Origin of the sequence: Variovorax sp. W1I1, assembly GCF_030815625.1 — a bacterium.
GTDB lineage: Bacteria > Pseudomonadota > Gammaproteobacteria > Burkholderiales > Burkholderiaceae_C > Variovorax > Variovorax paradoxus_C.
Genome location: NZ_JAUSWZ010000001.1, coordinates 4,602,707 through 4,615,035, shown reverse-complemented (window position 1 = coordinate 4,615,035; position 12,329 = coordinate 4,602,707). Strand labels below are relative to the sequence as shown.

The following is a 12,329-nucleotide window of genomic DNA, read 5'->3' as shown; positions in this document are numbered from 1 at the left end:
GAGCAAATGCGCGAAGGGCCTCAGCCCCGCAGCGCCTGGTGCATCCAGGCGGCGCCCTTCATGTTGAACACCCGCTTGAGGTTGTAGGCCATCACTGCCAGGCTGAACTCGGCGCGCGCTCCGCTCGTGTGCCTCATCAGCAGCCGGGCATTGCCCAGAATCAGGTGCTTGATGCTGGCGAAGGGGTGTTCCACCGTCTGGCGCCTGAGCGCCATCATCCAGGGCTGCGCGGCCAATCTGCTCGCATTGGCCTGCAATGCCTCTTCGTACAGGTGGCGCGAGACGAAGCGCTGCTTGGCCGTGGTGCACTGGGCCTTGCGCTGGCAGTCGGCGCAGTCGCTTTGCTGCGCGGCATAGATCACCATCTTGTTTTTGCGCGAGAGCTGCTTGCGTTGGAGCAACTGGCCCGCCGGGCAGGTGAAGCTGTCGCTGGTTGCGTCATAGACGAAGGCACTTGGCTGGTACAGGCTTCCATCGCCTTGGTTGTTCACCGAACGGTTGACCGCCACGTAACTGGTGATGCCTTGGGCCTGCAGCGCCGCGATCTGCTGCCCATTGGCATAGCCCGCGTCGGCCACCACCGTGCAGGGCTGCTCCAGGACCCTGCTGGCCGCCTCGGCCATGGGCTGCAACTGGCGCTGATCGCTCACCTCGCAGACCACCTCATGGGCCACGATCAGGTGGCTTTGCGTCTCCACCGCCGTTTGCAGGTTGTAGCCCGGCTGGCTGTTCAGACTGCGCATCGGACGTGCCTCGGGCTCGCCACGCACCACGGTGCTCGCGCCGCTGCGCATGAGCTGCTGCGCCTCGTTGGCAATGGCTCGGCCCTGGGCCTTCAGGCGCTTGAGGGCGGCGCGCACTTCATCTGGCGCGCCAGGGCCGCCGCCAGGCCCTTCGCCGCCTTGGTCATCGTCGCTGTCCTGGCTGTCCAGCAGCCGCAGGTAGGCGGCAATCTCCTGCGCGTTGCGCTGCGCCTGGGCCGCCAGCTCGCGCTGGCCCACCACCGCCTTGCGCGAGGCCACCGCCTGCACCTTCGTGCCATCGATGGCCACCGTGCTGCCCCGGATCAGCCGGCTCTGGCGCGCGAACTGCACGAACGCCGCGCAGCTGGCCACCAAGGCAGCCGTGTTCTGGCGCCTGAACTCGGCGATCGTCTTGTGATCCGGTGCCAGGCGCCCCAGCAGCCACATGCACTCCACGTTGCGATGGCACTCGCGCTCCAGTGCCCGCGAGGAGCGGATCGCGCTCAGGTAGCCCCAGATGTACAGCCGCAGCAGATCGCCCGGGTCGTAGGGCGGTGTACCCAGGCGCTGCGTTTGCGCCTTGGCAAAGCCCAGTGCCTTCAAATCCAGCGCCTGCACCCAAGCGTCCACCACTCGAACTGAATCGCCCCGGGTTTTCTAGACACCTCTGAGCCTCAAACCTGAGGCCCAATAGGAGGTGCCATGAGTAAGCAGAGATATCCCGAAGAATTCAAGGCCGAAGCGGTCAAGCAGATCACCGAGCGCGGCCACAAGGTGGCCGATGTGTCGGCCCGGCTGGGCGTGAGTCAGCACAGTCTTTATCAATGGATCAAGGCCCAGCGCATGCCCACCGGTGATCGGCAGGCGCAGGTGTCGCAGACAGACGAACTGCGGCGGCTGAAGGCCGAGCTCAAGCGTGTGACCGAGGAGCGCGACATCCTAAAAAAGGCCGCAGCGTACTTTGCCAAGCAGTCCGGGTGAAGTACGCATTCATCGAGCGCCATGAAGGCGAGCACAGCGTTCGCAGGCTGTGCAAGGTCATGGCCGTTCACCCCAGCGGCTACTACGCCTGGAAGATCGAGCCGATGAGTTTTCGTGGCAAGGACGATCAACGTCTGCTGGGCCTTCTCAAGCACGCCTGGCTGGAGAGTGGAGGCGTCTATGGCTACCGCAAGCTGACCATGGACATGCGCGATCTGGGCGAGACATGCGGCAAGCATCGCGTGGCTCGCCTGCTCAAGCTCGAGGGGCTGCGCTCCCAGACGGGCTACCGCCGACGGCCTGGAAGTCGTGGTGGCAAGCCTGCCGTGGTCGCCCCCAATCATCTGCAGCGACGCTTCATAGTCAGCGAGCCCAACCAGTCCTGGGTCACGGACATCACCTACATCCGTACCCACGAGGGCTGGCTGTATCTGAGCGTGGTGATCGACTTGTTCTCGCGCCATGTCATCGGCTGGTCCATGGGGCACCGCATCGATACTGAATTGGCCCTCAATGCTTTGTTGATGGCTTTGTGGCGGCGCCAACCCAAAGCGACGGTCACCGTGCATTCCGACCAAGGCAGCCAGTTCACCAGCCATGACTGGCAAAGCTTCCTGCGCGATCACAACCTGGTGAGCAGCATGAGCCGGCGCGGCAACTGCCATGACAACGCAGTCGCAGAGAGCTTCTTCCAGTTACTCAAGCGAGAGCGCATTCGCCGACAAATCTATTCGACGCGCGATGAGGCCAGGGCAGATGTCTTCAACTACATCGAGATGTTCTATAACCCCAGGCGTCGCCACAACACCGCTGGCGACCTGTCGCCCGTAGAGTTCGAGCGACGCCATTTCCAACGGCTCAAAAGTGTCTAGGGAATCCGGGGCGATTCAAACCAACGCGTCCCGCCCCACCAGTTCATCGAGCATCAGAGGAAACAGCATTGCTTGCCCTCGGTGCTGCCCGTGTCGATGTCCCATTGGTCAGCCTCCAATGAAAAATGCCCCTCAGACAAACGCCTGAGGGGCATATCTCGCGGACTCAATGCAGACTATTTACACAGCCTGTGAGGGCCGGTTTTTTTATGCCCACTATCAAGCAAGCATCAGAGCGACAGGCAACAAAAAACCCGCTGGGTAAGCAGCGGGTTTTTGTTTGGAAAACCAGAGCTGAATTACTTCAGCTTGATTTCCTTGTATTCGACGTGCTTGCGCGCCTTCGGGTCGAACTTCATGATCGACATCTTTTCAGGCATCGTCTTCTTGTTCTTGCTGGTCGTGTAGAAGTGGCCGGTACCCGCGGTGGATTCCAGCTTGATCTTTTCGCGTCCGCCTTTGCTCGTTGCCATGATTCAGCTCCTTAAGCTTGGCCGCGTGCGCGCAGGTCTGCGAGCACGGCGTCGATACCGTTCTTGTCGATCAGGCGCAGTGCAGCGCTCGAAACGCGCAGGCGAACCCAGCGGTTTTCAGTCTCGACCCAGAAACGGCGGTATTGCAGGTTCGGCAGGAACCGGCGCTTGGTTTTGTTGTTGGCGTGGGAAACGTTGTTTCCGACCATCGGGCCTTTGCCCGTTACGTCGCATACGCGTGCCATGTGGACACTCTTTCTTGAACAGCTGGCACCGGCGCAATCGTGGCGATCGCAGGTGTTTTGCAGCTTGACCTCGCCAGAAACGGGTGGCGGTACCCCGACTTTGCCTGAATGCTTTAAGCCCCCGTGAGAGGGCTCCGTTTCGGCAAAGCCTTGGATTATAGCCCTTTTGGGCTGCCCCGGATTTAGAGCGTGCCGTCCTGCTCAAGGAACCGCTGAGCGTCCAGCGCGGCCATGCAGCCCGTACCTGCGCTTGTGATGGCTTGGCGGTACACGTTGTCCTGCACGTCGCCCGCGGCGAAGACGCCCGGAATGCTGGTCATCGTCGCAAAGCCCTGCAGGCCCGAACGGGTCAGGATGTAGTTGTCCTTCATCTCCAGTTGGCCCTGGAAGATATCGGTGTTGGGGTGGTGCCCGATGGCGATGAAGCAGCCCTTGAGATCGATCTGCTCAATCTCGCCGGTCTGTGTGTTCTTGATGCGGATGCCGGTCACACCCGTGCCGTCGCCCAGCACCTCGTCGAGCTCGTTGTGCAGCTTCAGCACGATCTTGCCCTCGGCGACCTTTTCCTTGACCTTGTCGATCAGGATCGGCTCTGCGCGGAACTTGTCGCGGCGGTGTACCAGCGTGACCTTGTTCGCAATGTTGGCCAGGTACAGCGCTTCCTCGACAGCGGTGTTGCCGCCGCCGATCACGCAGACTTCCTGCTCGCGGTAGAAAAAGCCGTCGCAGGTTGCGCAAGCGGAGACGCCGCGGCCCATGAACTTCTCTTCGGAATCGAGGCCCAGGTATTTGGCGGATGCGCCCGTTGCGATGATCAGCGAATCGCAGGTGTAGGTGCCGCTGTCACCGGTCAGGGTGAACGGGCGCTTGCTCAGGTCGACCTTGTTGATGTGATCGAAAACGATCTGCGTCTTGAACCGTTCGGCATGCTCGAGAAAGCGCTGCATCAGCTCCGGGCCCTGCACGCCATGCACGTCGGCCGGCCAATTGTCGACCTCGGTGGTGGTCATCAATTGCCCGCCCTGGGCAATGCCTGTGATGAGCAAGGGCTGAAGATTTGCGCGAGCTGCATAAACGGCTGCGGTATAGCCGGCAGGGCCGGAGCCGAGAATCAAAACCTTGGCGTGTTGGGGAGCGGACATGGATGGAAAGCCTAGGATATACGCTGCATCAGCGTGTACATTTTCAGGGTGGTAGCGATATATATGGAGTATCACCGCCCGGTTCAACACCGGGTGCACGGTGTTTTCAATGCGCGCGATTGTAGTAATCCATTGGCTTGCCTTCTGGACCAACTCCGCGCGCTGTCTCAGGGATTGATAAATGTCGATGCTGTCCAACCTTGAATTGCTTCGGCGCGTTCCTTTGTTCGCGTCGTTGACGGCCACGCAGTCCGCAAGCATCGCGGACGCGATCATCAAGAAGCGCTTCAAGCGTGCCGAAGTCGTCGTGGAGCAGGGCAAGAAGTCCGATGCGCTCTACATCATCCTCACCGGCCGTGCCCGCGTGACCAGCGCCGACAGCCGGGGCCGCGAGGTCATTCTGGCCACGCTGCACCCCGGCGATTACCTCGGCGAAATGAGCCTGATCGACGACGAGCCGCACTCGGCCACGGTACGCACGGAGATCCAGTGCGACGTCCTCATGCTGGGCCGCGATGCGTTTGCGCGCTGCTTGCCCGAGAACTCCTCGATGGCCTACAACATCATGCGCGGCCTGGTTGCAGCGCCTGCGCCACGCCGACCGGAAGATCGAGTCGTTGGCCCTGATGGATGTGTACGGCCGCGTGGCCCGCTCGCTGCTCGAATTCGCCGTCGACGACGGCGCCGGTAATCTCAAAGTGCGCGACAAGATTTCCCGCCAAGACCTGGCAAAGATGGTCGGCGCCTCGCGCGAAATGGTGAGCCGCGTGATGAAGGACCTGGAAGAGCGCGGCTTCGTTCAAACCTTGGACGACGGCGCGATGATCGTCAAGGAACGGCTGCTGACGCTCACCTGAGCCTCCGGGCCGGGCGCCTCTGGCGGCGCCGGCCTTTTGTTGTAGTGTTCGGGCGTCCGGCCTCCGATTTCAGGGCCGGGTGCCGTGTTTTTCATGACCTATTCGCTCAATACGCTTCAATCTTCTTCCGCCGCCGATGGGCAACCCGTGCGCGTGCGCGCCATGCGCTTCGCCCACGAGATCACGCTGATTGCCGGATTCGCTGCGCTGTTGTTCTGGCTGCTCGCAATGCTGAGCTTCACGCCCTCCGACGCCGCCTGGTCGACCTCCGGCACCGGTGGCGAAATCAAGAACTGGGGCGGCCGCATCGGCGCCTGGCTGGCCGATGGCAGCTACTACGCGGCCGGCTATTCCGTCTGGTGGTGCCTCGCAGCCGGCCTGCGTGCCTGGCTGTCTTCGCTGGCCAACTGGCTGCGCGGCGGTGAAGCCGCACCGGCCGAGCAGCCGCCTCGCGGCCGCTTCAATCGCAGCCGCCTCGCGTTCTGGTTCGGCCTCATCCTGCTGCTGTGCGCGAGCACCATGCTCGAATGGTCGCGCCTGTACCGGCTCGAATCGCACCTGCCGGGTTCGGGCGGCGGTGCGCTCGGCTATCTCGTGGGACCGGCCAGCGTGCGATGGATGGGCTTCACCGGCTCAGCGCTGGTCGCCATCGCGGGCGGCGTGATCGGCTCGGCGCTGGTCTTCCGTTTCTCGTGGAGCCTGATTGCCGAGCGCATCGGTGCACGCGCCTATTCGCTCTTCGAGTCGCGCCGTGAAAAGCGTGAAATGGCCGCCGACATCGCCATGGGCAAGCAGGCCGCCCGCGAGCGCGCCGAAGCTGAGGAGCCTTCGTTCACGCGCGACGAGCCAGGCGGCAAGGGCAGTGGGCCCGCCATGACAACCGATTTCCCCGACGACGAAGAGATCCTCGTCGAACCGCGTCCCAAACGCCGTCCGCCGTCGCCGCCGGTCCAGATCGAGCCCGCGATGACCGAAGTGCCCCGAAGCGATCGCGTCGTCAAGGAGCGCCAGAAGCCGCTCTTCAAGGAACTCCCCGACAGCAAGCTGCCGCAGGTCGACCTGCTCGACGCGGCGCTCGTGCGCCAGGAAACCGTTTCCGCCGACACCCTCGAGATGACCTCGCGCATGATCGAGAAGAAGCTCAAGGACTTCGGCGTCGAGGTGCGCGTGGTGCTCGCCTCACCGGGCCCGGTGATCACGCGCTACGAAATCGAGCCCGCCACCGGCGTCAAGGGCTCGCAGATCCTGGGCCTCGCCAAGGACCTCGCGCGTTCGCTCTCGCTGGTGTCGATCCGCGTGGTCGAGACCATCCCGGGCAAGAACTACATGGCGCTCGAGTTGCCGAACGCCAAGCGCCAGTCGATCAAGCTCAGCGAAATCCTGGGCTCGCAGATCTACAACGAAGGCAAGTCGATGCTCACCATGGGCCTCGGCAAGGACATCATCGGCAACCCCGTGGTGGCCGACCTCGCGAAGATGCCGCACGTGCTGGTGGCCGGCACCACCGGCTCGGGCAAATCGGTGGGCATCAACGCGATGATTCTTTCGCTGCTCTACAAGGCCGAGGCGCGCGACGTCCGGCTCTTGATGATCGACCCGAAGATGCTCGAAATGTCGGTCTACGAAGGCATTCCGCATCTGCTGGCGCCCGTGGTCACCGACATGCGTCAGGCCGCGCACGGCCTGAACTGGTGCGTGGCCGAGATGGAGCGCCGCTACAAGCTCATGAGCAAGCTCGGCGTGCGCAACCTGGCCGGCTACAACACCAAGATCGACGAAGCCAAGGCGCGCGAGGAGTTCATCTACAACCCCTTCAGCCTCACGCCTGACGATCCGGAGCCGCTCAAGCGCGAGCCGCACATCGTGGTGATCATCGACGAGCTGGCCGACCTGATGATGGTGGTCGGCAAGAAGATCGAGGAGCTTATTGCCCGCCTCGCGCAGAAGGCGCGCGCAGCCGGCATCCACCTCATTCTGGCCACGCAGCGGCCCAGCGTGGACGTGATCACCGGCCTCATCAAGGCCAACATCCCCACGCGCATCGCGTTCTCGGTGGGCTCCAAGATCGACAGCCGCACCATCCTCGACCAGATGGGCGCCGAGGCGCTGCTCGGCATGGGCGACATGCTCTACATGGCCAGCGGCAGCGGCTTGCCGATCCGCGTGCACGGCGCCTTCGTGAGCGACGAGGAAGTGCACCGCGTGGTGGCTTACCTCAAGAGCCAGGGGGAGCCCGACTACATCGAAGGGGTGCTCGAAGGCGGCACTGTCGACGGCGACGGTGACGGCGACCTGCTCGGCGGCGGCGATGCCGAAAAAGATCCGATGTACGACCAGGCAGTCGAGGTCGTGCTCAAGAACCGCAAGGCCAGCATTTCGCTGGTGCAGCGCCACCTGAAGATCGGCTACAACCGCGCCGCGCGCCTCGTCGAAGACATGGAAAAGGCAGGCTTGGTCAGCGCCATGAGTGGCAGCGGCCAGCGCGAGATCCTGGTGCCGGCGCGCGCCGCGGAGTAATTCGCGGGCGTTGAGTTCTCAATTGGTTACGTGCTGAAAGCCAATTTGCAGAAGCGCCGATTGGAATTGCAAATCTTCATGCACGCCTACAACTGCCGCAATTCGCGGCGCGTAGGCTGAAGCTCCGTGCCATAGCTATTCGAGGAATCCAAATTGAAATTGCGTCATTGGCTGTTGATCGGCCTTCTCTGCTCCGCCAACGCCTGGGCCGGGGGTCTTGAAAGCCTCGAGACCTTCGTGAAGACGGTCAAGTCCGGCCGCGCCGAATTCACCCAGACCGTGACCGCGCCCTCGCGCGAAGGCCAGCCCGGCCGCGTGAAGACGTCGACCGGTACCTTCGAATTCCAGCGCCCCGGCAAATTCAAATTCGATTACCGCAAGCCCTTTGCCCAGAGCATCGTGGCCGACGGCAAGACGCTGTGGCTCTACGACGCCGACCTGAACCAGGTCACGCAGCGAGCCCAGGCGCAGGCACTCGGCTCCACGCCCGCCGCGCTGATTGCCGCGGCTCCAGACCTGCGTGCGCTTCAAGCCGACTTCGCGCTCGAAGCCGCGCCGGAGCGCGACGGCCTCGAATGGGTCAAGGCCATACCGAAGAACAAGGACGGCCAACTGCAAAGCGTGCTGGTCGGCTTCCAGGGCGATGCATTGGCGGCGCTCGAAATTCTCGACAGCTTCGGCCAGCGCTCGGTGCTCAAGTTCAGCAAGGTCGAAGTGAATCCTGCGCTTCCGGCCAGCGTGTTCGACTTCAAGGCGCCTGCAGGCGCCGATGTCGTCAAGCAGTAACCCCCCACAGGTTTGGCCACCAGTTCCCACCAACCCCTTGCCGAGCGTCTTCGCCCGAAGACGCTCGGCGAAGTGATTGGCCAGCAGCACTTGCTCGGCCCGGGCATGTCGCTGCGCATCGCCTTCGAATCGGGCCAGCCGCATTCCTGCATCCTCTGGGGGCCGCCGGGCACCGGCAAGACCACCATCGCGCGCTTGATGGCAGATGCCTTCGATGCGCAGTTCCTCAGCATCAGCGCGGTGCTGGGCGGCGTGAAGGACATCCGCGAGGCCGTCGAGCGCGCCACGGCCGCGCGCGACGGACTGGAGCAGCGGCGCACCATCGTCTTCGTGGACGAGGTGCATCGCTTCAACAAGAGTCAGCAGGACGCGTTCCTGCCGCACGTCGAATCGGGACTCTTTACCTTCATCGGCGCGACCACCGAGAACCCCTCGTTCGAGGTCAACTCGGCCTTGCTGTCGCGGGCCGCGGTGTACGTGCTGCAGCCCCTTACAGAGGGCGACCTCAAGCAGATCGTCGCCAAGGCGCAGTCGATCCAGGCGGTCCCGGCCATCGACGAGACGGCCATCGATCGTCTTGTCGCCTATGCCGATGGCGATGCACGCCGCCTGCTCAACACGCTCGAAACGCTGGCCGTTGCCGCTCGCGCCGAGAAGCTGGAGAGCATCAGCGACGAATGGCTGTTGCGCGTGCTCGGCGAGCGCATGCGGCGCTACGACAAGGGCGGCGAGCAGTTCTACGACACCATCAGCGCGCTGCACAAGTCGGTGCGCGGCAGCGATCCCGATGCCGCGCTCTACTGGTTCGTGCGCATGCTCGACGGCGGTGCCGATCCGCGCTACATGGCGCGCCGTCTCGTGCGCATGGCGAGCGAAGACATCGGCCTGGCCGACCCGCGCGCGCTGCGCCTGGCGCTCGATGCGGCCGAGGTCTACGAGCGGCTGGGCACGCCAGAGGGCGAACTCGCGCTCGCGGAATGCGTGGTGTACCTGGCGATCGCACCCAAGTCGAACGCGGTCTACAAGGCCTACAACGCGGTGCGCGCCCTCATCAAGAAGGACAGCACGCGCCCGGTGCCGATGCACCTGCGCAATGCGCCCACCAAGCTCATGAAAGAGCTCGACTACGGCAAGGGCTACCGTTACGCGCACGACGAGGAGGGCGGTTTCGCCGCCGGTGAGAACTACCTTCCCGAGGGGCTCGAGGGCCAGGTTTTCTACGAGCCCGTGGAGCGCGGCCTCGAGATCCGCATCGGCGAAAAACTGCGCGAACTGCGCCGCCTGAACACCGAAAAAGACGGCTGACGCCCTCTGGCAGCTGCTCTGCCACGCCGTGCATGAACTTACGCCCATACAGCATGGCGTGAGCGGGTAAACCCCGGTCGCCGCGCACCAAATCAGCGCTGGTGCTTGCTTACAATCCCGCCCACAAATCCGCCTGCGACACATGCTGGCTGGTTTTTTGCTTGTCCAGCCAAGGGCGCCAAACCGGTGCCACGGTGGGTGAATGGCACCCCGCAACGGTGCAACACATAGGAAATCGCGTTATGGAAATATTGCTGCAGCAGATCATCAACGGTCTGGTTCTCGGCAGCATGTATGCCTTGATAGCCTTGGGCTACACCATGGTGTACGGCATCATCAACCTCATCAATTTCGCGCACGGAGAAGTGCTGATGGTGGGGGCTCTCACAAGCTGGACCATCATCGGACTCATGAAGGACGGCATGCCCAACACACCGGGCTGGCTCGTTCTTCTCATTGCATTGATCATTGCCTGCATCGTTGCGGCCACGCTCAATTTCGTGATCGAGAAGGTGGCCTACCGGCCGCTTCGCAACAGCCCCAAGCTCGCGCCGCTCATCACCGCCATCGGCATGTCGATCCTGCTGCAGACGCTGGCGATGATCATCTGGAAGCCGACCAACAAGGCCTACCCGAACCTCTTGCCCACCGACCCCATCCACGTGGGCGGTGCCGTGATCTCGCCCACGCAGGTCATGATCCTGAGCGTCACGGCGTTCTCGCTCGTGGTGCTGATGTGGCTGGTCAATTACACGAAGCTCGGCCGTGCGATGCGCGCCACCGCGGAGAACCCGCGCGTCGCCGCGCTCATGGGCATCCGCCCCGACATGGTCATTTCGGCCACCTTCATCATCGGCGCCGTGCTCGCGGCCATTGCCGGTGTGATGTACGCATCGAACTACGGCATCGCTCAGCACGCGATGGGTTTCCTGCCTGGCCTCAAGGCCTTCACCGCAGCCGTCTTCGGCGGCATCGGCAACCTCGCCGGCGCGGTGGTCGGCGGCATCCTGCTGGGCCTCATCGAGGCCATCGGCTCCGGCTACATCGGCACCCTCACGGGTGGCGTGCTGGGCAGCAACTACAGCGACATCTTCGCGTTCATCGTGCTGATCGTCATGCTCACCCTGCGACCGTCCGGCCTGCTCGGCGAACGCGTGGCGGACCGTGCCTAAGGAGCGAGACATGAAGAACAGCAAAAACCTCGCTCTCTATGTCATCGGCGCCATCGCGGTGCTCGCGCTGCCCCTGCTGCTGCAGATGCAGGGCAACGCCTGGGTGCGCATTGCCGACATCGCCTTGCTCTACGTGCTGCTGGCGCTCGGCCTCAACATCGTGGTCGGCTATGCCGGCCTGCTCGACCTGGGCTACGTGGCCTTCTTCGCAGTGGGGGCCTACCTCTATGCGTTGATGGGCTCGTCGCACCTGACCGAGACCTTCCCCTGGTTCGCCCAGATGTTCCCGAACGGGCTGCATACCTCGCTGCTGATCGTGGTCCCGCTGGCGCTGGTGGTGGCCGGTTGTCTCGGCGTGCTGCTGGGTGCGCCTACGCTCAAGTTGCGCGGCGACTACCTCGCCATCGTGACGCTCGGCTTCGGCGAAATCATCCGCGTGTTCCTGAACAACCTGGACCAGCCGGTGAACATCACCAACGGTCCCAAGGGCATCACGGCCATCGACTCCATCAAGTTCTGGGGCCTCGACCTCGGCAAGGCCTGGAAGTTCGACGGCTTCACCATCTCCTCGGTGTCGCTGTACTACTACCTGTTCCTGGCGCTCGTGATCGCCACCATCATCATTTCGCACCGCCTGCAGGTCTCGCGTATCGGCCGCGCCTGGATGGCCATTCGCGAAGACGAGATCGCCGCCAAGGCGATGGGCATCAACACCCGCAACATGAAGCTGCTGGCGTTCGGCATGGGCGCGAGCTTCGGCGGCGTTTCGGGTGCGATGTTCGCGGCCTTCCAAGGCTTCGTGTCGCCCGAGTCCTTCAGCCTGATGGAGTCGGTGATGATCGTGGCCATGGTCGTGCTCGGCGGCATCGGGCACCTGCCCGGCGTCATCCTCGGCGCGGTGCTGCTGGCTGCTTTGCCCGAAGTGCTGCGCTACGTGGCCGGCCCGCTGCAGTCGCTGACCGACGGCCGCCTGGATGCATCCATCCTGCGCCAGCTCTTCATCGCGCTCGCCATGATCGTCATCATGCTGATGCGCCCGCGCGGCCTCTGGCCGTCGCCCGAGCACGGCAAGACGCTGACCAGGAAGGGCGGCGTGCCGGTCGACCCGGCCCATGCGGCGGTCGCTCCCGGCTCGCTGCAGACCCACGCACCGGGCATCGATAGCCCAGCCGACGAATTGCCCGGCGGTGCCGAGCGTCCCATGTCGATCAATCCGTGAGCCGAGGAGAAACAGAC

General features: G+C 63.5%; 9 protein-coding genes and 2 pseudogenes. 7 read left to right on the top strand and 4 right to left on the bottom strand.

Annotated elements, in window-relative coordinates; translation table 11 throughout:
* Positions 1-20: 20 nt before the first annotated feature.
* Positions 21-1,379 (bottom strand): annotated as a pseudogene (locus QFZ83_RS21665) (IS1182 family transposase); the annotation flags it as partial.
* A 66-nt stretch (positions 1,380-1,445) separates the two neighbouring features.
* On the opposite strand from QFZ83_RS21665, the gene QFZ83_RS21660 reads away from it, so the two are divergent.
* A protein-coding gene (locus QFZ83_RS21660) for an IS3 family transposase (protein ID WP_307502085.1) occupies positions 1,446-2,596 on the top strand; the annotation gives its coding sequence in 2 pieces (ribosomal slippage) (positions 1,446-1,692 and positions 1,692-2,596; 1,152 coding nt in all).
* A gap of 299 nt (positions 2,597-2,895) precedes the next feature.
* Here QFZ83_RS21660 and rpmG read toward each other — a convergent pair.
* The 3 genes from rpmG to trxB all read right to left on the bottom strand — a co-directional run bounded on the left by rpmG (position 2,896) and on the right by trxB (position 4,456).
* Positions 2,896-3,069: a 50S ribosomal protein L33 gene (gene rpmG, locus QFZ83_RS21655; RefSeq protein WP_007830291.1), complete on the bottom strand. Its 174-nt coding sequence runs from the start codon at positions 3,067-3,069 to the stop codon at positions 2,896-2,898.
* Positions 3,070-3,080: 11 nt separating this feature from the next.
* A complete protein-coding gene (rpmB, locus tag QFZ83_RS21650) occupies positions 3,081-3,314 on the bottom strand; it encodes a 50S ribosomal protein L28 (protein WP_007830293.1) in 234 nt (77 codons plus the stop codon).
* 182 nt (positions 3,315-3,496) lie between these two features.
* Entirely contained in the window at positions 3,497-4,456 is a 960-nt protein-coding gene (trxB, locus tag QFZ83_RS21645) for a thioredoxin-disulfide reductase (RefSeq protein WP_307512789.1), read from the bottom strand.
* 181 nt (positions 4,457-4,637) lie between these two features.
* Here trxB and QFZ83_RS21640 point away from each other — a divergent pair.
* The 6 genes and pseudogenes from QFZ83_RS21640 to QFZ83_RS21615 all read left to right on the top strand — a co-directional run bounded on the left by QFZ83_RS21640 (position 4,638) and on the right by QFZ83_RS21615 (position 12,312).
* Positions 4,638-5,313 (top strand): annotated as a pseudogene (locus QFZ83_RS21640) (Crp/Fnr family transcriptional regulator).
* 93 nt (positions 5,314-5,406) lie between these two features.
* Positions 5,407-7,830, top strand: a complete 2,424-nt coding sequence (locus tag QFZ83_RS21635) for a DNA translocase FtsK (RefSeq protein WP_307509940.1) — start codon at positions 5,407-5,409, stop codon at positions 7,828-7,830.
* Between the two features lie 153 nt (positions 7,831-7,983).
* The gene (lolA, locus tag QFZ83_RS21630) at positions 7,984-8,616 is read left to right on the top strand and encodes an outer membrane lipoprotein chaperone LolA (RefSeq protein WP_307509937.1); all 633 of its coding nucleotides are present in this window, start codon (positions 7,984-7,986) and stop codon (positions 8,614-8,616) included.
* 12 nt (positions 8,617-8,628) lie between these two features.
* Positions 8,629-9,921: a replication-associated recombination protein A gene (locus QFZ83_RS21625; RefSeq protein ID WP_307509933.1), complete on the top strand. Its 1,293-nt coding sequence runs from the start codon at positions 8,629-8,631 to the stop codon at positions 9,919-9,921.
* A gap of 242 nt (positions 9,922-10,163) precedes the next feature.
* Positions 10,164-11,093, top strand: a complete 930-nt coding sequence (locus QFZ83_RS21620) for a branched-chain amino acid ABC transporter permease (protein ID WP_013539848.1) — start codon at positions 10,164-10,166, stop codon at positions 11,091-11,093.
* A gap of 10 nt (positions 11,094-11,103) precedes the next feature.
* Entirely contained in the window at positions 11,104-12,312 is a 1,209-nt protein-coding gene (locus tag QFZ83_RS21615) for a branched-chain amino acid ABC transporter permease (protein ID WP_306879992.1), read from the top strand.
* Positions 12,313-12,329: the final 17 nt, after the last annotated feature.